The sequence below is a fragment of the Vibrio sp. 661 genome, assembly GCF_033339315.1.
GTDB classification, from domain to species: domain Bacteria; phylum Pseudomonadota; class Gammaproteobacteria; order Enterobacterales; family Vibrionaceae; genus Vibrio; species Vibrio alginolyticus.
The window spans coordinates 145,203-169,352 of the sequence record NZ_JAWOUJ010000004.1 but is presented as its reverse complement, the minus strand read 5'-3'; the positions used below and the strand labels follow the sequence as shown (position 1 = coordinate 169,352).

Sequence of the window (24,150 nt, the reverse complement as noted above, 5' to 3'; positions counted from 1 at the left end):
TCGAGAGATAGAGAGGTTCGGCCACCAAGGTTGATATCGAGCTGAAACGATTTTGGAGAAGACATTCATGTCACGAGTATGCCAAGTAACTGGTAAGCGTCCAGTAACGGGTAACAACCGTTCACACGCACGAAATGCTACTAAGCGTCGTTTTCTGCCGAACCTACAAACTCATCGTTTCTGGGTAGAGAGCGAAAAACGTTTTGTTAAACTACGTCTATCTGCTAAAGGTATGCGCATCATCGACAAGAAAGGTATTGATACTGTTCTTGCAGACATGCGTGCACGTGGCGAAAACGTTTAAGAGGAAATAAGCAATGGCAAAGAAAGGCGTTCGTGAGAAAATCCGTCTAGTATCTTCTGCAGGTACAGGCCACTTTTACACAACTGATAAGAACAAGCGTAACATGCCAGGCAAATTTGAGATCAAAAAGTTTGATCCAGTAGTTCGCCAGCACGTTATGTACAAAGAAGCAAAAATCAAATAATTGGTTTCAGTCTCTTTGATGAATTGAAAAACCCAACTTTCGAGTTGGGTTTTTTATTACGTGAATAAAAGTGCTGAAGAAAAGGTTCAGTACGTCATCGGGTTATAAAGCACTGCTGAAGTTATTCTACTGGTCCGACTCTATACTCGAATTTTTGATTGATCGCCTCTGCCGCTTAGTTACAACTTCCCTACACACTTGCACATCGTTGTTCTAGTCAAGCTCAATACTCTTTGGTAATTTACTCATAACGATAAGAGAGTAGAGATGGTTATGCGTGTGAGTCCGGCTCGTCGCCGCCGATGGAACAATATTCTTATTCTGGGCATTATCGCATTTATAGTGATCTTAAATGCGCCGATGTGGATCAAAACTTACCTATTAACAGATCAAGCAGACCCTTACCCAAATGTACTTCGCTCCGACTATACGGTGGAGTCTTTGTACTATAGTGGCTGGGAGTTCGAGCTGCATGATGGACGGTGGCAATCCAACATCAAAGCTGATGCACCGATCAGTGAACTTGTATCACGCTGGCAATCATTGGAAGGGACCGAGCTCACCTCAGAACAGTACGATCATTTAAAACCTAACCTGGCGGTACCTGAAACGGTAGAAGTTTGGTATCAGGATCTCGAAGAGCCGCAGCGGGTGACTTTCTTTCGTTTACCTGATTTTTGGCTATTTAAAACCTGGCAAGACAAATGGGTCGCTATCTCCGTCGATGAAAACTACCTTATGCCAGAGTAGAGCCTTTTTTCGCCTATACCCCTAATAAGCTTCCCTATTTATCGTTTTTCTTTTCGATTATGCTAGCAGCGAGAACTATTAGCCGGTGAATTGGAGAATCTAATGCCTGAGTTGCCAGAAGTTGAAGTCAGCCGTATGGGGATTAGCCCCCACATGGTTGGACAAACGATCCAGTCGTTTACTTTTCGAACGCCTAAATTGCGCTGGGATATTCCTACAGAGCTTAAAAAATTGGAAGGGCAGGTGATCCGTGCGATTAGCCGTCGTGCGAAATACTTACTGATCGAGACAAACACAGGTACAGCCATTGTTCACTTGGGCATGTCTGGGTCTTTACGTGTCCTAGATGCTGACTTTCCGCCAGCAAAGCACGATCATGTGGATCTCAAACTAAGCAGTGGAAAAATACTGCGTTATAACGATCCGCGTCGTTTTGGGGCATGGCTGTGGTGTGCTCCTGGCGAGTCACATGCTGTGCTAGCAAACATGGGGCCTGAGCCTTTAACTGAAGAGTTCAATGCGGAATATGTAGCGGAGAAAGCTAAAAATAAGCGTGTTGCCGTCAAGCAGTTCATCATGGACAACAAAGTCGTGGTTGGTGTCGGAAATATCTACGCGAATGAGTCGTTGTTTAAATCTCGAATTCACCCTTCAAGGCCCGCAGGTAAGTTGACTTCTCAAGAGTGGGGGTTACTTGTTGAAAATATCAAAATGACACTTGAGATTGCCATTACGCAAGGTGGGACTACGCTGAAAGATTTTGCGCAAGCCGATGGAAAGCCGGGTTACTTTGCACAAGAGTTATTGGTTTACGGAAAAGCAGGAGAGCCATGCCCAGAGTGCGGCGAACGACTTCAAGAGCTAAAGATTGGCCAACGTAATACCTTCTTTTGTAGTGAGTGTCAGAAGTAATAGGCTTGCAGAGTTATTGATAGCTTTCGCTCAACAATGAGTATCCTTGCTAATAATTATTGGGGTAGATACTATACTGAGCTGCACTAAATCAGCTGAGGGTTTAACGGTGGAACTAAGCAGTAATACACCATTGAAAGTGTTTGTTATTACAACTGGAAATGAAGAGCGAGTAAATCGCATTCAAAATTACCTAAAGGGTATCGATTTTGAATTTGTTTACTCAGATTCTTATGATGATCTTCTTAAGCTAGAGAGAGAGTATGAAAGTTACTCTCATAAGTTTCGCCAAAAAGCGATCATGGCTGGAGAGATTGGTTGCTTTAAGACACACTCTCAAGCATGGGAATTGATTGTTGCGTCAGGAACGCCTGCGATTGTTATTGAAGACAATATTGAGTTCATCGGTGAAGCATCAAGGTTACTTGCTGATGACGTACTAGCTTATATCCAAAGTTGTGGCTTAGTGAACTTTACTAACTTCTGCTACATTTTAGACCCAGAAAAACCGTTTAAAATATCAGATGTAAAAGAAAAGAAGCCGTTTCCAACCGTGTGCTATGGCATTACACCATTAAGAGCTAGAGATCTATTAAGCAGCATGAAAAAAACGGCTTATGCGGTGCCAATTGACAAGTGGTTATCGATTCCAAAATTAAGTGGTTGTTATGGTTACATCAGCCCAATAGTGGTAGCGAAAAGAGAAGATAACCTGACTAGCATTGCTAATAAACGTAAGGGGAAAAAGACTTTTAATCCCCTTAATATGATTCAGCGTGTTATCAATAAAGTTAAGTACGATTACTAGTTGTTTCAGGGTTACCTAATAGATTTAGGTAACCCTTCTTGTTTCTGCAAGATTAAAATACTTCTCTGCGACTAATAGAGAAATCAACCTTTCTCTTTTAGTATCTTTAAATTGCTCAACCCACTGATGAGCATTCTGTATAATTTCTTCTGCCTTGTCAGGGTGTTCCAAGTAGTAGTCCATTTTTTCATCTAGGTCAGAAAAATCATCTTTGACTTGAACAAAGTGCACACCCGCTTTTAATTTCCCTTCCATAAACCATGTTTCGTAGCGCAGTTTAGGGGTAAAACACAAAGAATTGGAGGACATGATCCACTTAAGATTGGTTGCGACGTCCATTCCCTCCAAGCTCAGAATGAATTTGTACTCAAGTTGTTCTGAGATACTCATTGAAGGGGTCACGTAGCTCAGTTGTTCTGGATCTTTATCCTGCGTATCCACTCGACCGATGTTGCAGCGAGGATTATGGAAATGACGAGAAAGTAGTTTTCTTCGATTTGGTCGAAATCCCGTCCCACGCCATACAATCATGTCTTTTTTAGTTTGGTACGGCTTGTCTTTATCCACAAAAAAGTAGTGTCTAACGGCGTTTAGCTTTAGTAGGACCGAGTTAGTGTTCTCTCCTTCAATAGGTCGACTTTTTAAAAAACTCGGCTCGTTTGGTACATCAATGACATCGCCATTGACATATTTGAAGACGGCCTTTTTAGGGAAGCATTTAATAACCTTCAACAGATCATAGTAATAAGCGCTGCCGCCGGTTTTTTTAAAGTCTTTTACTTTCGTAAGATCTGGAGGAGTCAGTTCGAAGCTCGTGGTATGTTTATTGTAGTAATTAACTCGTTCACGCAAGTACTCTTCATCATAGCTTGGAGCACGTACTAACAGTTTTTTTGCGGAATAACGAAACAAAAAAGAAGGTAAATAAGCGAGTATTCCGTTAGATAAGTAATACTTTAACTTTTTCATGCTGAACGTAGTTTTTCTAAGATGGCTGTGTTTACAGGATTCGGAACGAATTGGGCGACATTTCCGCCATGAATCGCTACTTCTCTTACTATTGTTGAGGACAAGAACGCGAACTCTTCAGAAGGGGTAAGAAAAATACTTTCTAGTCCGGGTAGTAACTTACGGTACATGCTCGTCAAACCAAACTCGTACTCAAAGTCCATTGTTGTGCGAAGCCCTCTGATTAGGATCGAGGCTTGTTGTTCTTTGGCGAAATCCACAAGTAAACCACTAAAGCCGACAACGTTGACATTGCTTAAGTGTTGACAGCATTGGTGGACCAGGTCTACACGCTCATCCAACGAGAACATGGTGTTTTTCGAAGGGCTAGCTGCAACTCCAATTGTTACTGAGTCGAACATTTTTGCTGTACGTTCGATTAAATCTAGATGGCCATTAGTAATTGGATCAAAAGTTCCAGGATAGATCACTTTTTTATTCATAGCTGCAATCCTCTGAAATAAACTGATCAATACCATTCTCACAGCGTTTAAGCTTGTTTTTAATGGTGTTTTCTAAAATCTCGTCATTTTGTCCGAGTGACGCACGAGAGTTTTCTACGTGGTACAAGTGGTAGCCTACACCTGCGAATTTTAGGTAAAGACGTGACTTACCCGCATTCAACATGCGATGAACAAACTCGCTGTCTTCGCGTCCCCATCCAACAAAATCTTGGTTGAAGCCATTCACCTCGATGACATCTTGTCGCCAAAACGCCATGTTGCAACCGCGAGTGGCTTTATCGTTATTGCGCTCGTAAGAGAACCATTTCGATAGCAAAGCGTTGGTGATGCAGTTTTTACGATTGCGAATGCCTTTGCTGAAAATGGAAGGCACTAAGCCGTTTTCCATGATGGCCTTGCTGCAGCTTTCATCCGTTAACACACGTCCACCCTGCACAAACCAATTTGGCTTTGCGACTTGCTTATGTGATTCAATAAACGTTTGAGACAACACCATGTCGCCATCAATCATGATGAGGTAGTCACCTGATGCTTTTGCGATCGCACGGTTGCGGCTCATTGAAAGTTGAAAGCCATTATCTTCGTGCCAGCTATGAATAAGTGGTACTGGAAAGCCGTCACGCAGTTGGTCGATCATTGCTTTGGTGTCTTCTCGAGAGCCATCATCTGCAACAATTACTTCGTCAGGCAAAACGGTTTGACGTTTCACGCTTTCTAACACCGCTTTTAATGCTTCTTTCCAGTTGTAAGTGGTGATAATTAAAGTCGTTTTCATGATTTTTTTGCCTGTTCACGTAAGTAGAGATCGATATATTTTACAAAAGTAGAGTGCATGCTTAGCCAAGCTAGAATGAAGCCATGCTTGCCATCAAGGAAACCTCGTTTGAGCACATACATCTTCAAAAAGCTCGCAAGAGCGTGAACGATAGCGGTCGTTAAACCTGCTTTCTTTTTACCTTCACGTTCATCCGTCCAGGCCTTGAGGTAACCAGTGGTTTTATTGATGTAATGATGAAGGTGCTCGTAAGTGTAGTGATGCAGTCGACCATCCAACTTTTCAGTTTGATAGTTTTTCTCATCAACTTTTTCATGAACGAGCGAATCATTATATTGCGTATATTCGGTGCGATATAAGCGCACAATCCAGTCTGGAGACCAACCAGAATGGTAGATGAACTTACCAAACGCTGAGCTTAGTCGATTAAGTTTGTATAAAACGTTCGGCTTATTGGCTGATACCGCGTGTAAGATACTTTCTTTTAGCTCTGGAGTGACTTGTTCGTCCGCATCAAGCCACAAAACGTAGTCTGCCGTAACGTATTGCTGCGCCAGTTGGCGCTGTTTACCGAATCCTGGCCAATATAGGTTGGTGTAAAACTTATCTGTGTATTGTCGGGCGATTTCTTCAGTGCGATCAGTGCTGCCCGAGTCTAGAAGGACAATCTCATCGACCCAATCTTTTACTGTGTCTAGACAAGCTTGTAAGTGCTTCTCTTCATTTTTTACAATTAAGGCAACGGCTAAGGTTGGTTTGGACAAGGTCATTTCCTTCTTAACAAATCAAGACAGTAAGTTTACTGGTATTGAGGATACAAATCTTCTAAGACTTGATCGAACATGCTCATTACTTGAGTGTTGGTAATGCGGTTCATTGCCGTTTCATCTTTAGCGCGAGTTCGCCAGCTTAACTCGTGACTATTTTTGCCTGTTTCCGCAAAGATTGTTTCTTCATAAACCGAGACAACGTATTTTAGGTAGCGGTAAGGTCCCACTCGCAGCGGGTTATGGTGTGCATAGAGCCCGATGATTGGCGTTTTCATGGCATTTGCCATGTGTGCTGGTCCGGTATCGGGGGCGATGACCATTTCAACCTTATCTATTAACGCAAGCATTTGCAGAATTGAGCTTTGTCCAACTAAATTTAGACACGGTTCTTCCAAGCGAGATTGAATGGCCTCTGCCAGGTCCAATTCTACCTGAGCAGGGCTGCCTGCCAGAATCACGTTCCAGCCTTTTGCTCTGGCGTGATGAATCACATCCACATAACCTTCCGCGTTCCAGTTTTTATAAGCTTTGCTCGCACCAGGCACAATCAACAGGTTAGGTTTACTACGAGAAATATGAGACTCTGCCCAAGCTTGGTCGCGGTCTGAATAAGAAAGTACCCAGTCTAGTTCTGCCTTTGGTACCCCAATTTGATGGGCAAAGGCCATTAAGCCATCTGCGACATGCAGAGATTGCGGGGAAGGCACTTTGACATTGGTAAATAGTGTTTGAAAGTCCTGGCTTCTATCAAAAGAGAAACCAAGTTTGTATTTTGCTTTAATGCCCAACGTTGCGACACTCGCTCGAATCGCGTACTGCATATGCAATAGCGCATCAAACTCTCTGCCTTTCAGCTGTCGCCAAAGCGATTTGTAGCCATCAAGTCCCGCTTTTTTATCAAAAACAATCACTTCTACACCATCGATGGCGGCTAATAACTGGGCTTCAAGTTTACCCGTTATCCAAGTAATCTGGGTCGAAGGCCAGTATTTCTGAATAGCTTGAATGGTGGCGATAGTATTGCAAACGTCTCCGATAGCTGACAAACGCAAGACGCATAGTGACGATGGGGCAGAAGTGAACATAATTATTGTCTGATTCGATGAATAGAGGCAGGTAAATTATGCAGACATCCCCAATAAATGTAAAATACACGGCTCGAATATAGCTAAGTACTGATAAGTGTTCTGCAATGTCAAAGACAACACCACATCAATCGCAAGAATCTGGCAAGCCGGGTAACACCGGGCTAAAGCGCATCGTTAAAGCGACGGGTTATTCGATCCAAGGATTAAAAGCGGCTTTTAAGCATGAAGCTGCCATTCGACAAGAGTTGGCTCTTTTGAGTATTGCTGTGATTTTGGCTTGGCTAGTGGATGTCGGCATGGTTGAGCGTATCTTAATGATCGGGGTCGTGGTATTAGTCTTGATTGTAGAGCTTGTAAACTCAGCGATTGAGGCGGTAGTGGATCGTATCGGTATTGAACGGCATGAACTCAGTGGTCGAGCTAAAGATATAGGCTCTGCTGCCGTTATGGTTGCTTTGGCGTTTGCTGCATTTACTTGGTTGTATATATTAGCCAGCCGGTATTTAGGCTAGAGGGTGAGCGTATGACTCAACAGTATAAAAACAACAACCAAGTGATCTGGTTTGATGACGAGATCATTACAGACCCTAGCCAACCGATATTTGATGCGGAATACTGGCAGTCCTCCGACAAGGTGGTTGGCAGTGCGACGGGGCGAGGCACGACATGGTTTATCCAACTAGAGAACATGCAAGCGGCACTACGTCATTACCGTCGTGGCGGTTTGTTTGGGAAGTTAGTTAACGATCATTATTGGTTCTCTGGCTGGGATAACACCCGTTGTGCGCAAGAGTTTCAGCTTTTGTTGGCGCTAATTGAGGCTGGGGTACACGTTCCTCGTCCTATTGCAGCAAGAGCCGTAAAGTCAGGACTCTTCTATCAAGCTGATTTATTAAGTGAGCGAATCCCAAACGCCAGAGATCTGGTTAGTATCTTGCAAGAACAGTCTTTATCGGTAGAAATGTATCAGAAAATAGGGCAAGAAATTGCCAAGATGCATCAGGTTGGCGTTAACCATACCGATTTGAATATCCACAATATCTTGATCGACGACAAAGATAAGGTATGGATTATCGATTTTGATAAGTGTCGTTTTGAAACTTCTGGTGACTGGAAGCATCAAAATCTAAATAGACTTCTGCGTTCATTTAATAAAGAGCGTTTAAAGCGACAGATTATTTGGCAAGAATCCGATTTTGAACATTTTCAGGACGGTTATGCTTCTCAATCTTAATTGAGTTTTTTATCATTTTATATTGATTGCTCTAAGTAAGCCTTCTTGAGTCTAACGATGCTCGAGTGAGTCTATAAACTACAATAATCATAAAGTATTCATGTGTATCTGATGGCACAAAAATTAACGTAGGTAACATTTGTAATGAAAATATTAGTAACCGGTGGAGCAGGCTTCATTGGGTCAGCTGTTGTCCGACATATCATTCGTGACACCCAAGATACCGTCATCAATTTAGATAAACTGACCTACGCAGGGAATCTAGAATCACTGGTTGATGTCTCAGAGAGTGAACGTTACTACTTTGAGCAAGTAGATATCTGTGACCGAGCTGAACTAGATCGCGTGTTTTCAGAGCATCAACCCGATATGGTGATGCATTTAGCGGCTGAGTCTCATGTCGATCGTTCTATTGATGGTCCTGCTGCTTTTATTGAGACCAACGTGATGGGCACTTACCATCTGCTCGAAGCGGCCCGTCAATATTGGTCGGGCTTAGATGAAGCGCGCCAATCGGCATTCCGTTTTCATCATATTTCTACGGATGAAGTGTATGGCGATCTAGAGGGAACGGATGATTTGTTCACCGAAACCACCTCATACGCGCCGAGCAGCCCATATTCTGCATCTAAAGCTTCGAGCGATCACCTGGTTCGCGCTTGGCAACGGACTTATGGCTTACCAACACTTATCACGAATTGCTCCAACAACTATGGCCCGTACCACTTCCCAGAGAAGTTGATCCCTCTGATGATTTTAAATGCCCTCGACGGCAAGCCGTTGCCTGTGTATGGCGATGGTATGCAAATCCGAGATTGGCTGTTTGTGGAAGACCATGCTCGCGCGCTTTACAAAGTGGTCAACGAAGGTGAAGTAGGTGAAACCTACAACATTGGTGGCCATAACGAAAAAGCCAACATCGAAGTGGTGAAAACCATTTGTGCTTTGCTTGAAGAGCTGCGACCAAACAAACCTGCCGGGATAGAGTCTTATGAGTCTTTGATCACTTATGTCAAAGATCGCCCAGGTCATGATGTGCGCTACGCAATTGATGCCACCAAGATCGCTCAAGAGCTTGGCTGGACGCCAGAGGAAACCTTTGAAAGCGGCATTCGCAAAACCGTGGAATGGTACCTAAACAACCCACAATGGTGGCAACGTGTGCTTGATGGTTCATACAGTCTTGAGCGATTAGGAGCGGGCGAATAATGAAAGGCATTATTTTAGCAGGCGGCTCGGGCACTCGACTTTACCCTATTACACGCGGTGTCTCTAAGCAGTTACTGCCGGTTTATGACAAACCAATGATTTACTATCCGTTGTCGGTACTTATGCTTGCTGGCATTCGTGAAATCTTGATCATCACCACACCAGAAGACCAAGAAGGTTTTCAGCGCTTGTTAGGTGATGGCTCAGAGTTTGGCATTGAGTTGCAATACGCGATTCAACCAAGCCCAGATGGCTTAGCTCAAGCCTTCATCATTGGTGAAGAATTCATTGGCGATGACTCAGTATGTTTGGTGCTGGGTGACAACATCTTTTATGGGCAAGGGTTCACTCCTATTCTTCAGCAAGCTGCGATGAAGAGCCGTGGTGCGACGGTATTCGGTTATCAGGTTAAAGATCCAGAGCGATTTGGCGTTGTAGAATTTGATGCCAATATGCAGGCGATTTCGATTGAAGAAAAACCAGTAAAGCCTAAATCCAATTATGCTGTCACTGGGCTGTATTTTTATGATAACCGAGTCGTCGAATTGGCAAAAAAAGTCAAACCTTCATCTCGTGGTGAGTTAGAGATTTCGACGCTAAACCAAATGTACCTTGAGCAAGGTGACCTGAATGTTCAATTACTAGGGCGCGGCTTTGCTTGGTTAGATACTGGAACACATGAAAGCCTGCATGAAGCCTCTTCGTTTGTTCAAACCATTGAAAATGTTCAAGGTCTTAAAGTTGCCTGTTTAGAAGAGATTGCGTGGCGCAATGGGTGGTTATCTACTTCTCAAGTTATCCAATTTGCTCAACCAATGTTAAAAAATGACTATGGACAATACTTAAATAAAATTATTTGTGATGATTGCTCATCAAGCTAAATAGAGATTACCCAAAACGAGTCCAAGCTTCAGGTATTGTTATGTGTAAAAAAATAGTATTACATGCGATGACTAAAAAAGGGTATGAAGTTGCTACCCTTTTATTTGAAAAATATCGAGAAATTGTTGATTTCCTTGTTATAGGAAAAGATAAAAATATTAAAGATGATTATAGTGAAAATTTGAGACAATTAGCTATCAACAACGGTGTTCAGTATTATTATCATAATGACACTTACACAATACCTCAAGAATCCTATGTGTTAGCAGTGTCATGGCGCTGGATGATTAGAAGTATCGAAGATAGCAAGTTAATTGTTTTCCATGACTCTATTTTACCTCGATATAGAGGCTTTGCTCCGCTAGTGAATAGTTTAATTAATGGTGAGCATGAAATTGGTGTTACAGCTCTATTTGGTTCAGATGAGTATGATAAAGGTGATATTATTGCACAAGCTGCTTCATTTATTGACTATCCAATGAAATTATCTGATGCAATTGAAGTGAATAACCTCAATTATATAAAACTGGCAGATTTGATATTTAATAGTTTACATTCCGGAAGAGAAATAAAATCCTCACAACAAGATGAGTCATTAGCGACATATTCAATATGGCGAGACGAATCTGATTATGAGATCGATTGGAATCAAAGTTCTACATACATTAAACGATTTATTGATTCTGTAGGGTACCCATATTCTGGAGCTATTACTAATGTTGATGAGAATAAAGTGGTGGTCTTGGATGCTGAAGTAGTACAGGATGTGGTTTGTGAGCATAGGCATGTTGGTAAAGTGATATTTGTTGAAAATGGCTGCCCCGTTGTAATTTGTGGTAAAGGCTTGTTGAAAATCACCAAAGCAGTAGTGAAGGAAGAAAACCAAGCTCGAGATTTCTTGCCGATCAATAAATTTAGAATGAAATTCTATTGATTGTAACCCCAGAGAGATAGATTAATGATTCCATTTAATAAGCCCCCAGTTGTAGGTAAAGAGCTTAGCTTTATTGAGCAAGCTATCCAAGGAAGTAAACTCTCGGGAGATGGGCCACTTTCTGAACGATGCGAGAGTTGGTTTGAAAACAGAGCGAGCTGTATTAAGACTTTGTTAACGCCTTCATGTACCCATGCGCTTGAACTCGCCGCTTTACTGATCGATATTCAGCCTGGTGATGAAGTGATTATGCCAAGCTACACTTTTGTTAGCACTGCGAATGCATTTGTACTGCGTGGTGCAAAAGTGGTGTTTGTTGATATTCGTCCAGATACGATGAACATTGATGAAACCAAAATTGAGGCTGCAATCACTGAAAAAACGGTTGCTATTGTACCTGTACATTATGCTGGTGTTGCTTGTGAGATGGACACGATCATGAGTATTGCAGAGAAGTATAAACTCATTGTTATTGAAGATGCAGCTCAAGGTGTGATGTCTACTTACAAAGGAAAAGCGTTGGGGGCAATTGGCCATCTAGGTGCATATAGTTTTCATGAGACGAAAAATTATACGTCCGGTGGTGAAGGTGGACTACTTCTTATTAATGACCAATCTTTTGTTGAGCGTGCAGAAATTGTCAGAGAGAAGGGGACGAACCGAAGCTTGTTCTTCCGTGGCATGGTAGACAAATATACTTGGGTTGATCTTGGTAGTAGTTTGCTTCCAAGTGAGATACAAGCAGCATATCTTTGGGGACAGCTTGAAGAAGCTGAAGGGATTAACCAAAGACGGCTACAAATTTGGCGAAAATATCTAGATGAGCTTACGCCTCTTGCCGCAAAACACAATATAGAAGTGCCAACTGTTCCTTTTGAATGTCAGCACAATGCGCATATGTTCTACTTGAAACTGGAAAATCTGGAATTGAGAAGCCAGTTTATTGAAATGCTTCGTGAAGAGGGCATAGTTTCTGCGTTTCACTATATTCCATTGCATAGCTCACCAGCTGGCCAACAGTTTGGTCGGTTTGTCGGTAGTGATATATATACGACACAAGAAAGTGAGCGCTTGGTAAGACTACCACTGTACTTCAATATGAGTGATAGTGAGCAGTCTTATGTTATTAATGCTATAAAAAATGTTTTAGGGCGCATGGAATTGTAAAAATGCAAAGCAACGAGATTAAACATATTTTTTTAGTGTCTAGCACAGACTACTTTTCCCCTCTGTTTATTGATGCCTTAATAGAGAAAGCTAGCATTAATCACGAGACGTTAGGTGTCGTCATTTTCGGATGTAGTGATATTGAATCTCAGTACCCTAAGAAAATTGATGGAGTCACTTACTTTTCTTACGAGAAGGTGAACAACTCTATTTTTTTGAACGCTTCAACGATAACTTATTTCTCTCTGAGTGCACTTAACTCTGCTCAAATTCGAGAGATTCTCGAGCTTAGTCCACAAATGAAGAGCAAGTGTTATATGTTTATCACGGATGATGAGGTTGACAGATGGCTTTGGTGCAAAGATAAACATGGACGCTTAGTTGCAGATGTTAAGCTTAACATTACAGAGAATGATCTTTGGGTTTTAAGTCAACAAGAGCAGTTTATTGCTTTAAATAGTGCGTTTCGTGAGAAGTTGAGCCAAGTATTAGAAAGGTGTGATTTTTGTCTTGTTGATTCTAGTGTTGTCTTCGACACATTACCCACTAAATCTGCTGAGACTCTGGCGATTTCTGTTTATGCAGACGAAAAAAATAAGAAAAAAAGTATCCTTTTAGGTACTAAACCTAATGCATTTAAATATCAAAACATTAAAGCGATGTTACGTGCATTCATAAAAGCTGGAGTGCACACGGAATACAAGTTTGTTGTGATGTGGCCTGTAAAGCAGTGGCGAAAACGTCTTCTTTTAGATCTTTATTTAACCTATTTGCAAAAGATAAAGAAGCAAACAGTCGATGTGTCTGTCATAACTTCACTTCCCCCACTAGCTTACACGGCTGTTGTGATGTCGTGCACCCATCTTGTGCTTCAACCTAGAGGCGGAGCTAGTACCGCCCGTCAACTGATGAAGTGGGGGCAAGGTAAGGTTTATGTGGCGAAAGGAAGCCACAATGAACTGTTTTTTAAAGATGCACAAAATGTTGAACTCTGTAGTTTTTCTACATTTGATGAACTAGCGAGCAGTTTAGGTAAATATATTGATATTAGCGCTAATGCCTCTAAAATAAATGCAGAAGAGCGGCGCTCGCTTAAAGAGCTATCTAAACTGTATATTTAGAGCATCAATACAGCTGAGATATGAGAGATATTGTTTGTCGGTAATTGGTATTATGAGGTCGTTCTACAAAGTAATCTCTAAGTTTTATTTTAGGTGAGACTACTTTGGAGCGCTACATTCTTGATTCTCAAGAACTACGATAACACTCAAGTTTGTTATTTACTTATGCCATATAATGCCTTGTAACAACGCATTATATGACATAATATTTTTAATATTTTTAATATTTTTAATATTTTTAATATTTTTTCTTTTTTTCTTTTTTCCACTGTGTAAGGAAATCGTGTAGATCCAGTGCAAGTAAATCAACCTGTATATTGTCATTGACTTCTTTTAGGTTTAGTACGGAGGTTGAGTTCAAAGTATAAAGGTGAACGTTCTTATCATTCGGGGAAATAATAACTTCAGCTGGTATGAACTTATCTATAACTAAACAAGAAAAGTGCTCAGTATAATCTGTACATTCACGAGGGTGTGGCTTTATTACTGTAATGTTATATTTCTCATAAATTTCTTTGTACAGCTCTATTTTTCCATCTTCCGTTACTAGATCGCTGATAGGTTGAGTAAATAAGATGTTTTTTCCACTAAGAGATTCGAAGTTATGTGTTAGTATCATTTTTAAACCAAAACTTCTTGTGTAGTCCAACATTTCAACTACATCGAATGCTTTTGCTTTGTTTTGTAATTGAGAGTCCACAAGCTCTGGCTTAGATAAGTAAACACTGGTTATTTTATTACTATAGCCTAAAGGAGAAATAACTCTGCCTTTTAAAGCGCGTTTTACTCTTTTTTTGAATGATATTGGGCCATTATAGTTTCCGGCGCCATCTTCTAGTACTGAACCGTGAGATAAATCAAATAGAAATGCATAAGTGAGATGGTCATGACCAAAGAATTTTTTATTTTTAACTAGAGTCGTGATGTCATATTTTAGAACTCCAAATTTGTAAAGCAATGAGTCCCAATTTTTATTAAGTTTAGTGTTTATAATAACTACATTGTCTAATTTACTATTCGCTAACAGGCCTTGGAAATCTACATGACTAATGAACAGTGTATTATGGCTGCCTTTATTAATATATAAGTATAAAAAAAGTGCAAAAATTGAGTTTACGTAACATACGTTCTCATAATTAGATTGAATCCTCTTATATGTAATAATGCTTTTCACTATTTTTTCTCAAAGATTACTGTTACTATTTTATTTACAATGTTTTTATAATTAGTGATAAATCTTTCACTGTCTGATTTTTTAGAATTTACACTAGATGAAAACTGTTTCTCTATCAATGTGTGAATTTCATTTTTTTCTTTAATGACATCACAGAACGAATGTTTTTTAAGAATATTAACGATTTCTGTAAAGTTGTAATAACTAGGTCCCGTGATTACAGGAACTCCCAGTGCTGCGGGTTCTAATACATTGTGCCCTCCAACCTTATCTCCAACTAGGCTACCGCCCATAAAGCAGATATCCGCTGCGCCTATCAAAGTTAGCATCTCACCCATAGTATCACCGAGATATACTTGAGTATTTATCTCGACTGCATGCGTTGAAGTACGACGCACAGTGTTAAAGCCTTGCTGTTGGCAAAGCGTAAACACATCATCAAATCGTTCTGGATGGCGAGGAACTAAAATAAGTAATGCATTTGGATGAGATTTTAAAACTTGCCTATGTGCATCTAATACCTGTTCGTCCTCGCCTTTGTGGGTGCTAGCTGCAATCCAAATCGGACGATCGTTTCCAAGTTGGGCTCGAAGCTGCTGTCCTTGCTGTTTCACTTGCTCTGATATTTGAATATCGAACTTAATCGAGCCAGTAACGGATAGTTTCTTTTTCTCAACGCCTAAGCGTTCGAAGCGCTCTGCATCTGAATCCGTTTGGCAGAGTACTTGAGTTAGGCATGGATGAAGCTGGTTAAAAAGCCGCTGTATTTTGGCGTAGTTCTGACACGATTTTTCAGATAGGCGCGCATTCACGACAGTTATAGGGATACCCGCTTTGTGAACATTGTGAAGCGTGTTTGGCCACAGCTCAGTCTCAATGATCAACATCTGTTTTGGTTGCACTGCTTTAAGAAAGCCTTTGATAGCAAACCCAAAGTCAATTGGCATATAGCGGTGTTCAATTAAATCACCCAACTTAGCAATCTGTTCAGCTCCGGTACTTGTTGTTGTAGTAACTAGAATAGATTGTTCGGGGTTTTGTTCCTTAAGGGCTTTAATTAAAGGTGTTGCTGCTATGCTTTCACCAACAGATACGGCATGTATCCAAATAGGTTTGTCGTTGCTTTTTAGCTTGGGAGTGATACCAAAGTGCTCTTTCCAGCGAGAGCCGAACTTAGGCTTATTTGGTTTGCTCTTGTACAAACCAAATAAAAGCAGCGGTGACGCTAGAGCGAGTAGTAAGGTATAAACAATACGAACTAACATGAGCTTATCGTAATGGCGTCAAGTTTTTGGATACTATCTAGCACTTGCTTAGGCGAAAGTTCTGTCAAGCACTTAAGGTGTTTGTACTGACATTCACGCTGGAAACAAGGGCGACAATCAATATCGGTATGAACAATCTCCACTTTTTCTGCGAGTGGGGGTGTGTACTTCGGTGAAGTTGAGCCATACACTGCAACAACATTACAACCAACCGCAGCTGCCACATGCATTAAGCCTGAGTCATTCGCGACAACAGTCTTACATGCAGCAAGTAAGTCGACCGCTTCAATTAAGCTGGTTTGGCCTGCTAGAACGTGAATGCCCTCATGGAATTGCGTCGGAACAAGTGCGCGGATATTGTTACAAGTCTCTAAGTCTTTTTGAGAACCAAACAACCAGATTTGATGCCCAGATCGAGCCATTTGCGTCGCAACTTCAGCGTAGTGTGTTTCGGGCCATTTTTTTGCGGGACCAAACTCTGCTCCTGGGCATAGTCCGATAATTGGTTGGTCTTGGGCTAAGTTGAACTTTTTGATCGTGGCTTGTTGCTCTGCCGCGTTGATTGCAAGGCGTGGGCGAGGCAAGGTTTCAAGCCCGCCGAGAGAGTTAGAATCCACCATTTCTGCTTTTGGATAAGCTAACGCTACATAGCGCTCTACCATGTACTGAAAAGACTTCATGTTAGGGCGTAAGTCGTTCAATAAACCATAGCGCATTTCTCCCTTCCAGCCAGTACGAAGAGGAATGTTGGCAAACCATGGGATCAGTGCCGATTTCGCTGATTTAGGCAAGATATAGGCGTGGTCATATTGCTTTTCACGTAATGATTTGCCAATTTCCCTGCGGCCTAATAAGTTAAACTCACCATGACCGAGAGGCATTTCAATCGCTTGATGGATTTCTGGCATACGCTCAAGAATCGGTTTACACCATCCTGGAGCGATAACGTCAATTTGGCTATCTGGATGGCGTTGTTTTAATACGATATATAACGATTGCGACATTACCATATCGCCGACCCACGCAGGGCCAATAATTAAAATCTTTTTCATTTATTTACTTGCCAATCAGTATCATATCTAGGCTTGAAGATATTGTAATAGTTATTGCCGTCTTCTTGAGAGTGCAGCAACTGTAGTACCCACATATATTGTTCGGGTTTATCACCGACAAAATATTCAATGGCTTCATTACAGGTACGAGCGTCTTGCTCTTCGCCTTTACCCAACTCAAACGCCGGTAAAATCTCAATATCAAACGTACCATCTTCAGTGTTCATCGACGCAAATAGAGGCAGTACTTTTGAGCGTGATAGTTTCGCAATTTTGCCTAAACCAGGTAGCGTTGCTTTACGTGTTGCAAAAAAATCCACAAACACACTATGCTCTGGGCCGTGATCTTGATCAGGTAGATAATACCCTACATAGCCATCTCGAATGGATTTCAGAAAAGGCTTAATGCCACCTGAGCGTTCATAAACACGGCCACCGTATTGGACTCTTTGCTTGTGCATCAGCCAGTCAGCAACATCATTCTTTTGTTTCTTCGCCATTGCAGAAACTGGCATTCCCATTGAAGCGAGCAAGATAGCAGGCACATCAATTGCCCAAGAGTGGGGAACCATTAAAATCACATTTTCGTTGTTATCAATGTGCTGTCGTAAAATGTCTAGGCCGCGAATTTGGCAACGGTTCTGAAGCCACTTTGGTGAGCGTAAACTTAGTAACACGAAGCGAAAAAAGAACATGGCCGCTGTATAGAGTGTTTTTTCTATCAAAGCTTCACGTTCTTGGAACGATTTTTCCGGAAAACACAGCTCAAAGTTAACCCTCGCTCGGTGAGCTGGACCTTTGTGGGATTTAGACAGTTTTTTGGCTATGGTTTTCGCCAACCACTTTTGTAAACCCAGTGGCATTAATGATAAAGGTAAAAATAAGATAACACCTAACCACGTGCCCCAGTACTTAGGCGACCGAAAGTGGCGCTTAAACTCAGGGTTATATGCTTTAGGGTCGAAGTCATCACGTTTAATGGTCATGGCGTGTCTAGTTACCTATTCGTGTACGGGCGAAGTGGTTTAAATGAGAAAAAAGATAGTTAGGAATGATACAGGCTATTGCACTTGAGTAAAGGTGGCAGGTTATGGTTCTACCACCTTGTGGTGCTTAACTGTTTTGGATAGTCAAGTATTCGGCAACGCCTTCTGCAACTGTCTTGAATTCAACATCACAGCCTGCGGTGCGCAGTTTGGTCAGATCCGCTTGTGTGAATTCTTGGTAAGCGCCTTTTAGGTGCTCAGGGAATGGGATGGTTTCAATTTGGCCTTTGCCATGATGCTTGATAACTGCTTTTGCTACCTCTTCAAAAGATTCAGCACGGCCAGTACCACAGTTAAAAATGCCTGATACGCCGTTTTCTAAGAACCACAGGTTTACTTTACATACATCACCAACGTAAACGAAGTCGCGTTTGAATGATTCGCTGCCCGCGAACAATTTAGGATTTTCACCTGAGTTAAGTTGGTTGTTTAGGTGGAACGCAACTGATGCCATGCTACCTTTGTGGTCTTCACGTGGGCCATATACGTTGAAGTAGCGGAAGCCGGTGATTTGAGAAAGGGTTTCACCATGTTCTTCAGCGTCTTGCCATAGGCGACGAACGTAGTTATCAAACTGCTGTTTCGAGTAACCGTATACATTCAGTGCGCCTTCGTATTCGCGTTCTTCAACGAAAGTCTCTGTATCGCCGTAAGTGGCTGCGGAAGAAGCGTATAGGAATGGAATCTCGCGATCTAAACAGTAATGCAGCAGCTCTTTAGAGTACTCGTAATTGTTTAGCATCATGTACTTACCATCCCACTCAGTCGTTGCAGAACAAGCACCTTCGTGGAAAATTGCCTCAATCGGACCAAAATCATCGCCCGCCATAATTTGGGTCAGAAAGTCGTCACGATCCATGTAATCTGTGATGTCCAGATCAACTAAGTTCTTAAACTTTTTGCCATTTTTTAGGTTGTCGACAACCAGGATATCGTTAATACCAGCTTCGTTTAGTGCTTTAACAATGTTGCTGCCGATCATGCCAGCGCCACCAGTTACGATGATCATAGAACTTCCACCATAGATTAAAATTTTCTCAGGAATTCTAGCAAGAAACGAAAAGTAGCGCTATTGGAAGCAGGAAGATAGGTTTTAGTCTTCTATGACTTAGTATCTAGATATGGAAAAGGGAGCCTCAGCTCCCTTGATTACTTTATTATTCCACATCCGAACGGTTAGGCCTTTGATACCAAGGATTTCGCTCATCGGTCAACTCAATCAAGCTGTATTTACGTCCGAGTTTCTGTCCTCCGTCACGAGTAAGAGGCTGCCAACTAAAGTTCGCACGATTGTTGCTTGGCTTAACGGTCATGATGTCAAATGGAATCGACAAATAGAAACCTTTGGTAAAGCTACCTTCACCAAATTCATCCGCAGACAAGTCTGTAAATGACGCAAAGGCACCAGCAATTACGCCACTCTTGAACTGCTTAGAAACATTGATTTGTGTACCAACATCACCAGCTAGGAACTGACCAACATCGACTTGGATCATCAAATCTTGTAGGAATTCCCATTGAGGGTAGTAGTATCCAGATACAAAACCAGTGAAGCCTTTATCAATAACTTGGAACGGACGTCCATATTCTGGCACGTTTTGCCATTTCTCATCGTAAACACCGAAGTAACTTTGTGGATCACGTTGAGAAATTAAGTTGACGTCAGCGCCAATCGCCCAGTTAGCTCCTTGTGGTCGGTAAAGAAACTCGGTACCTACTCCGGCAAACATGCTCTCCAGATAACCCGCGTAGAATTGCTGGTCCATTGTATTGGAATACTCTTGGAACCAAGTCAATTGTAGGTTTGACATGGTTACAGCATGTTCATTTTGGTAAGCGCGGAACATGGTGCGAACACGAGGAACGGTAGTACCATCAGGTGGAGTGACATAGTTAAACTTATCGTAGTTGTTATACCAATCCCAGTATAACGAGCCGCCAATTTCAAGGTTGTCCGTCAGCCAGTATGAGGCATTACCGCTTAGCCCTACACTAAAGAGATAGAAGTCTTCTGCGTTACCTAGAGTTTGAACAAGTTTAGGTGCAAAGCCCCAATCAAAACGCTCAAAACCATCATAGACAGATTCTCCACTTGGCTTATTGCTAGCTTTTTCGGTTGCGTCTTCTATTTTGGGATTGATGTAATTAACTTGGGCAAAGTCGCGATATTTCTCCTTGGAAATAATCGTTTGTTCGCCGACTAAGCCTCGGCTACGTTCGTTGATAGCATAGGTATCAATATCGTCAGGCATTTCATTATGAAGTACAGCCGCCGCTTTTTCATGTGCCTCTGTACGGTCACGATATTTCTTCTGTTCACCAACGACAGTTACGGTGTTGTCATCAACATAAATGCGTGTGTTTTGGTAACCCGCAATTTTGTCTAAATCTTCCGTTACACGTTCCCAGTCAACATCAGACAGTTCTTCTGGTTGGTTATCTTCGACTTCTGGTGTAGGCTCATCTCGCCAGAATGATGGCATGTCATTGAAGTTAGTGTTGAGCGTTAAACCTGCGACCAAAGTGTCTCCGCGTTCATAACTTAAACGAAAATCGGCCATTCCTAGACGGTAGAGCACACCAAAGTTCCATGGTGTGTGTGGTGTCATGTCGATACCGCCTTGAACAACAGGAAAGTCTTCGCTGTAGTCATTACTGTCATACTCTATTTTAAAGCGTAGCGGTGCATGTAAAGTCTGATATTCAATACCCCCAAAGAGGGCTGCCGGGCCTTTGAAAAAACGGTCAGTGTTTGTTGTGCCACCTGTTAGTTGATAATCACCTGGACGAGAACAAAATCGATCAGAGATTTTACATGCTGGATTGGTAATGTTTCCTCTAGTACCTAAAGAGCCCCAACCTATACCGATCGTAAAATCAAATGTCCCTAAACTTCTGTTGGCGTACTGTTTGGTTGCTGCAAAATACTCAGAGTCAAAAAGGCCAGTACCTGCAAAATCTCTAACACCAAAGGACACTTCAGGTACATATTGACTTTCTTCTAGAAGCCTAAATTTAAAATCAATACCTTTATCTGTGTATTCGTTATCCCCACAAAATCGTGGATCAGTACAGTATGGAAGTCCATCGACAATTGTATATCTAATAGTCGCTTCAGCCCAGGGCATTACCTGTACCGTAGCATTGTAAAAGAGGTACTCATCACTCCCTGTAACAGAAAAGTTGAATTCCCCTTCAGGGGCCATACGTCCGGTTGGCATTTGCATTAAACCAACGCCACCGAAGTCTGTTTGGGATGGTCGTAAAGGAGGAGCCTCAAACGGCATCTCTTGAGCCCAAACCAATGCTGGGCCCATTAAATAAAGGGTTAAGCTTTTTCTAATTGGCATCATTACGGTCTCTTTGTAGCATTTGGTATCAGTTGAGTGAGTAGGAGGATAATATCTTGATCCATTTCAGACCGTTCAAGATCACCAAAAGGTACATATACCAAGGTCAGAGGTGGTAAGTAATATTGTGTTGTTAACCAGGCTCCGTGATGCGGCTTAACTACATGACCATCTGGGTAGATCAACACTGGTGGTGTTGATAACGTACCAATGTTACTTTTCAAATTCTCTATTTGCCTCTGCAAAGGGATGCCTGCCTGCTCCGTAATGGAATACACGCTATTTACGTTTCCCAGGAAGTACACTTTTTCTTCGCGCAGAGGGCTTGCGAGCACGTAATTGCCGCGCAACAGTGGGTTGTCGAATTTATTTAGTCGAACTTTATCAACATCGATCGCAGACAGTAAGCGTGGTGCAAAGCTTTGCTTCTGAATGAATTTGTAGAATGGATGTGCAACCAAGTTGTGTTGAATCATTTGATTGAGTACTGAGTTCTTTAAAGCGGTAGCGTTTTTTTCGGCGCGTTCCGATTTATCAAACAAAGTTGTACCAAGAGAATATTGCAGTGAGACGCTTTGCTCTTTAGCAAGTGTTAAGACGCTTTCTAAACGAGCAGGCCCCTGGAATTGTAGCTGTTTGCCTACTTCCAGTAACTCAACATTTAATTGCTGTATAGTAGAGGTTTCTGTTTGAGCGAAGCTATGTATGCTCAAAAGTGGCATGACCAAACCTAGTAACGTTAGTAGTCGCTTGCTCATGATTTGCTATATCCCTTCAAAATGGTTAACTCAACCGGAATCATATTCGGACCTAAGTATTGTAAGGTTTTGATAACCTGACCTTGCTCATCTATCCAATAATAGTTTTCGACCGATTGAGAAAGGCTACTAAAATCAACGGCTTCTTTATATACGTTGGTCATGGTACTGGAAATAGGAGTTGTTAACGTTTCTTGGCCTGAGTAAGAACGCGTTATATTTGCTGGGAAACCATAACGGTATTGTGTTGCCCAATCGTATGAGAGTGCGTAGTTGACAGAGGTTGAATCTAAAGAAAAATCTGGCACATCACCGTAAACACCGGCTAAGTCCCCATTCTGTAGACCTATCGTTTTGACTATATGGCCATTCTCCGTAACGATCATAGCTTTGTCAGCACTTACCCATTTCAGTTGTATTTTTCCATTGAGAGGATTTCGCTCTGCAAAAGCTAAAACAACAAATACCTGTTTTTGATTCCCAAGTTTTAAATAGGCACTGGCATAAGGAACGGCATTTATTTCTTCTGGGGTCATCTCTACATCGATGTAGTTACCGTACGCTTCTTGGACTGTGGCTGATACATCATTGAACTTTTGTGTACAACCAAAGAGTAAGGCGAATAGCGGAAGAGTGAGAAGTGGGCGTATCCATTTAGACGTTCGGAAGATATTCATTATTCCCTCTTACAAATAAAATCGCCCTGAGTCATTCAGGGCGATTATCTTCTATCTACAAAACGAAATTAGTTTGTAGAAGTAGAAGTAGAAGTAGATGTTGAAGTAGATGTTGAGTCGCTATCTGAAGCTGCAACTGCTACTACAGTTACTGCTGCCGCTGCACCTACTGCTACAGCTGTTGTGCCTGTTGCAGATGCAGAAGCTGCACTTGTCGAACCTGCTTCTTCTGCTGCAAATGCAGTTGATGCGCTTAGAGCCATAAGAATAGCTAGAGCTGTATTCTTCATTATTAATCCTTGTATATCCGGTATAAAAACATCGATGTTTGGTAGCATAAAAAACGCTCCAAACTACATTTTAGATAAAAAAGCCTTAGCATGTAAATAGTTTCTTATCTTGCCTTGGTTTTCTATCTCATTTCTAACACCAGCGTGACATTGCGCCGTTATCTTGTTCGCTTGCTTGCTGATAAACTATCAAAAGTGCATAATTTGTCGGCCTATTTTCTCCAGTATTAGGGGGTTGGAGTGATAGGCCGCTTTTACTCATATCTTATAGAAAGCGATACAGCGGCTTACGCTAAATGCCTCAGGGCGGTAGCGTGGCAATTCTTCAGTGTTTAATCACCTGCATAGCAAACTTAACGTTGCTTTGACAGGCCATATTACTACCAGTACTAGGAACTTTTACGTGATAAGAAAGCAGCATTGTTTAGGAATACTTAGTGTACTGGGCTTAAGCCTGAGTTCTTTTTCAGCGTCAGCCGATTTTTATGCTGGTGCGTTAGTGAGCTACTCAAATGCAGAATTGAAAAGCTCGTCTTCTGAGTCCGTAAAAGAGGGGAGTCCTTTCCTTCTTAGTGCGCAAGCTGGGTACTTTTTTAATGACTACATTGGTCTCGAAGGACGTTATGGGACATCAGTTCAACGTGACAGTGGGCTTGCTGTTGATAGTGCGATAAGTGGATTTTTTAAGCTAAACATGCCTGTTTCAGAGCGAGTTGCACTTTACGGTTTAGCAGGGTACTCGAGCGTTCAACTTGACCTACAAAATGTAGGCTCTTACAAAGAGCAAGGATTCAGTTTTGGGTTAGGTATGCATTACGCTTTGAACAAGCAGAGCGCAGTTGTGTTTGAGTTCGTTGATAACGTTTCAGAAGATCAAGTTCGGCTTAACTCGATTACACTGGGTTTCCAGCACAGATTCTAATTTAAA

General features: G+C 41.8%; 27 protein-coding genes. 13 read left to right on the top strand and 14 right to left on the bottom strand.

Annotated elements, in window-relative coordinates; genetic code table 11:
* The first annotated feature begins 67 nt into the window (after nucleotides 1-67).
* The 5 genes from rpmB (at nucleotide 68) to R7P69_RS10960 (ending at nucleotide 2,958) form a co-directional block, all read left to right on the top strand.
* Nucleotides 68-304 (top strand): 50S ribosomal protein L28, encoded by a 237-nt coding sequence (gene rpmB / locus R7P69_RS10980; protein WP_005384783.1) that lies wholly within the window; start codon nucleotides 68-70, stop codon nucleotides 302-304.
* 13 nt (nucleotides 305-317) lie between these two features.
* On the top strand, nucleotides 318-488 hold the full coding sequence (gene rpmG / locus R7P69_RS10975; protein WP_004410866.1) for a 50S ribosomal protein L33: 171 nt from the start codon (nucleotides 318-320) through the stop codon (nucleotides 486-488).
* A gap of 273 nt (nucleotides 489-761) precedes the next feature.
* On the top strand, nucleotides 762-1,238 hold the full coding sequence (locus tag R7P69_RS10970) for a hypothetical protein (RefSeq protein ID WP_238952172.1): 477 nt from the start codon (nucleotides 762-764) through the stop codon (nucleotides 1,236-1,238).
* Between the two features lie 102 nt (nucleotides 1,239-1,340).
* Nucleotides 1,341-2,150 carry a bifunctional DNA-formamidopyrimidine glycosylase/DNA-(apurinic or apyrimidinic site) lyase gene (gene mutM, locus R7P69_RS10965; RefSeq protein WP_053349744.1) on the top strand — a complete coding sequence of 270 codons (810 nt, stop codon included), beginning with the start codon at nucleotides 1,341-1,343 and terminating at the stop codon, nucleotides 2,148-2,150.
* A 46-nt stretch (nucleotides 2,151-2,196) separates the two neighbouring features.
* A complete protein-coding gene (locus R7P69_RS10960; RefSeq protein ID WP_238952173.1) occupies nucleotides 2,197-2,958 on the top strand; it encodes a glycosyltransferase family 25 protein in 762 nt (253 codons plus the stop codon).
* Between the two features lie 24 nt (nucleotides 2,959-2,982).
* Here the strand turns inward: R7P69_RS10960 and R7P69_RS10955 are convergent, their stop codons facing one another.
* The 5 genes from R7P69_RS10955 to R7P69_RS10935 are packed head-to-tail and all read right to left on the bottom strand — an operon-like array spanning nucleotide 2,983 to nucleotide 7,060.
* On the bottom strand, nucleotides 2,983-3,927 hold the full coding sequence (locus tag R7P69_RS10955) for a glycosyl transferase family 90 (protein WP_054574191.1): 945 nt from the start codon (nucleotides 3,925-3,927) through the stop codon (nucleotides 2,983-2,985).
* The gene (coaD, locus tag R7P69_RS10950; RefSeq protein ID WP_017449082.1) at nucleotides 3,924-4,409 is read right to left on the bottom strand and encodes a pantetheine-phosphate adenylyltransferase; all 486 of its coding nucleotides are present in this window, start codon (nucleotides 4,407-4,409) and stop codon (nucleotides 3,924-3,926) included. Before coaD ends, R7P69_RS10955 begins: the two co-directional genes overlap by 4 nt.
* Nucleotides 4,402-5,205, bottom strand: a complete 804-nt coding sequence (locus tag R7P69_RS10945; protein ID WP_238952174.1) for a glycosyltransferase family 2 protein — start codon at nucleotides 5,203-5,205, stop codon at nucleotides 4,402-4,404. The genes coaD and R7P69_RS10945 overlap by 8 nt, the downstream gene beginning before the upstream one ends.
* Complete coding sequence (locus R7P69_RS10940; protein ID WP_054574294.1) at nucleotides 5,202-5,969, bottom strand: glycosyltransferase family 2 protein; 768 nt, start codon at nucleotides 5,967-5,969, stop codon at nucleotides 5,202-5,204. The genes R7P69_RS10945 and R7P69_RS10940 overlap by 4 nt, the downstream gene beginning before the upstream one ends.
* 35 nt (nucleotides 5,970-6,004) lie before the next feature.
* On the bottom strand, nucleotides 6,005-7,060 hold the full coding sequence (locus R7P69_RS10935; RefSeq protein ID WP_054574193.1) for a glycosyltransferase family 9 protein: 1,056 nt from the start codon (nucleotides 7,058-7,060) through the stop codon (nucleotides 6,005-6,007).
* A gap of 107 nt (nucleotides 7,061-7,167) precedes the next feature.
* Between R7P69_RS10935 and R7P69_RS10930 the strand changes: the two genes are divergently transcribed.
* The 7 genes from R7P69_RS10930 (at nucleotide 7,168) to R7P69_RS10900 (ending at nucleotide 13,610) form a co-directional block, all read left to right on the top strand.
* Nucleotides 7,168-7,575 carry a diacylglycerol kinase gene (locus R7P69_RS10930; RefSeq protein ID WP_005395798.1) on the top strand — a complete coding sequence of 136 codons (408 nt, stop codon included), beginning with the start codon at nucleotides 7,168-7,170 and terminating at the stop codon, nucleotides 7,573-7,575.
* An 11-nt stretch (nucleotides 7,576-7,586) separates the two neighbouring features.
* Nucleotides 7,587-8,297: a 3-deoxy-D-manno-octulosonic acid kinase gene (locus tag R7P69_RS10925; protein ID WP_005379425.1), complete on the top strand. Its 711-nt coding sequence runs from the start codon at nucleotides 7,587-7,589 to the stop codon at nucleotides 8,295-8,297.
* A gap of 144 nt (nucleotides 8,298-8,441) precedes the next feature.
* The gene (rfbB, locus tag R7P69_RS10920; protein WP_054574194.1) at nucleotides 8,442-9,506 is read left to right on the top strand and encodes a dTDP-glucose 4,6-dehydratase; all 1,065 of its coding nucleotides are present in this window, start codon (nucleotides 8,442-8,444) and stop codon (nucleotides 9,504-9,506) included.
* Nucleotides 9,506-10,387 (top strand): glucose-1-phosphate thymidylyltransferase RfbA, encoded by an 882-nt coding sequence (gene rfbA, locus R7P69_RS10915; RefSeq protein ID WP_006742522.1) that lies wholly within the window; start codon nucleotides 9,506-9,508, stop codon nucleotides 10,385-10,387. Before rfbB ends, rfbA begins: the two co-directional genes overlap by 1 nt.
* Before the next feature lie 41 nt (nucleotides 10,388-10,428).
* A complete protein-coding gene (locus R7P69_RS10910; protein WP_053349738.1) occupies nucleotides 10,429-11,322 on the top strand; it encodes a formyltransferase family protein in 894 nt (297 codons plus the stop codon).
* 24 nt (nucleotides 11,323-11,346) lie between these two features.
* Nucleotides 11,347-12,489 carry a dTDP-4-amino-4,6-dideoxygalactose transaminase gene (gene rffA / locus R7P69_RS10905; RefSeq protein WP_006742520.1) on the top strand — a complete coding sequence of 381 codons (1,143 nt, stop codon included), beginning with the start codon at nucleotides 11,347-11,349 and terminating at the stop codon, nucleotides 12,487-12,489.
* A gap of 2 nt (nucleotides 12,490-12,491) precedes the next feature.
* The gene (locus R7P69_RS10900; protein ID WP_085569716.1) at nucleotides 12,492-13,610 is read left to right on the top strand and encodes a hypothetical protein; all 1,119 of its coding nucleotides are present in this window, start codon (nucleotides 12,492-12,494) and stop codon (nucleotides 13,608-13,610) included.
* Nucleotides 13,611-13,848: 238 nt separating this feature from the next.
* On the opposite strand, the gene R7P69_RS10895 is transcribed toward R7P69_RS10900, so the two are convergent.
* From R7P69_RS10895 to R7P69_RS10855, 9 genes are all read right to left on the bottom strand, one after another.
* Nucleotides 13,849-14,784, bottom strand: a complete 936-nt coding sequence (locus R7P69_RS10895) for a glycosyltransferase family 52 (protein WP_053349735.1) — start codon at nucleotides 14,782-14,784, stop codon at nucleotides 13,849-13,851.
* The gene (gene waaA, locus R7P69_RS10890; RefSeq protein WP_054574197.1) at nucleotides 14,784-16,049 is read right to left on the bottom strand and encodes a lipid IV(A) 3-deoxy-D-manno-octulosonic acid transferase; all 1,266 of its coding nucleotides are present in this window, start codon (nucleotides 16,047-16,049) and stop codon (nucleotides 14,784-14,786) included. The genes R7P69_RS10895 and waaA overlap by 1 nt, the downstream gene beginning before the upstream one ends.
* Nucleotides 16,043-17,101, bottom strand: a complete 1,059-nt coding sequence (gene waaF / locus R7P69_RS10885; protein WP_238952175.1) for a lipopolysaccharide heptosyltransferase II — start codon at nucleotides 17,099-17,101, stop codon at nucleotides 16,043-16,045. The genes waaA and waaF overlap by 7 nt, the downstream gene beginning before the upstream one ends.
* On the bottom strand, nucleotides 17,098-18,087 hold the full coding sequence (gene lpxM, locus R7P69_RS10880) for a lauroyl-Kdo(2)-lipid IV(A) myristoyltransferase (protein WP_238952176.1): 990 nt from the start codon (nucleotides 18,085-18,087) through the stop codon (nucleotides 17,098-17,100). The genes waaF and lpxM overlap by 4 nt, the downstream gene beginning before the upstream one ends.
* Before the next feature lie 127 nt (nucleotides 18,088-18,214).
* A complete protein-coding gene (gene rfaD / locus R7P69_RS10875; protein WP_047103804.1) occupies nucleotides 18,215-19,156 on the bottom strand; it encodes an ADP-glyceromanno-heptose 6-epimerase in 942 nt (313 codons plus the stop codon).
* Nucleotides 19,157-19,304: 148 nt separating this feature from the next.
* Entirely contained in the window at nucleotides 19,305-21,500 is a 2,196-nt protein-coding gene (locus R7P69_RS10870) for a YjbH domain-containing protein (RefSeq protein WP_238952177.1), read from the bottom strand.
* Entirely contained in the window at nucleotides 21,500-22,255 is a 756-nt protein-coding gene (locus R7P69_RS10865; protein WP_054574201.1) for a capsule biosynthesis GfcC family protein, read from the bottom strand. Before R7P69_RS10865 ends, R7P69_RS10870 begins: the two co-directional genes overlap by 1 nt.
* On the bottom strand, nucleotides 22,252-22,932 hold the full coding sequence (locus R7P69_RS10860) for a YjbF family lipoprotein (protein WP_054574202.1): 681 nt from the start codon (nucleotides 22,930-22,932) through the stop codon (nucleotides 22,252-22,254). Before R7P69_RS10860 ends, R7P69_RS10865 begins: the two co-directional genes overlap by 4 nt.
* Before the next feature lie 68 nt (nucleotides 22,933-23,000).
* Nucleotides 23,001-23,222 carry a hypothetical protein gene (locus R7P69_RS10855; RefSeq protein ID WP_054574203.1) on the bottom strand — a complete coding sequence of 74 codons (222 nt, stop codon included), beginning with the start codon at nucleotides 23,220-23,222 and terminating at the stop codon, nucleotides 23,001-23,003.
* 403 nt (nucleotides 23,223-23,625) lie between these two features.
* On the opposite strand from R7P69_RS10855, the gene R7P69_RS10850 reads away from it, so the two are divergent.
* The gene (locus R7P69_RS10850) at nucleotides 23,626-24,144 is read left to right on the top strand and encodes an outer membrane beta-barrel protein (RefSeq protein ID WP_054574204.1); all 519 of its coding nucleotides are present in this window, start codon (nucleotides 23,626-23,628) and stop codon (nucleotides 24,142-24,144) included.
* The last annotated feature ends 6 nt before the right edge of the window (nucleotides 24,145-24,150 follow it).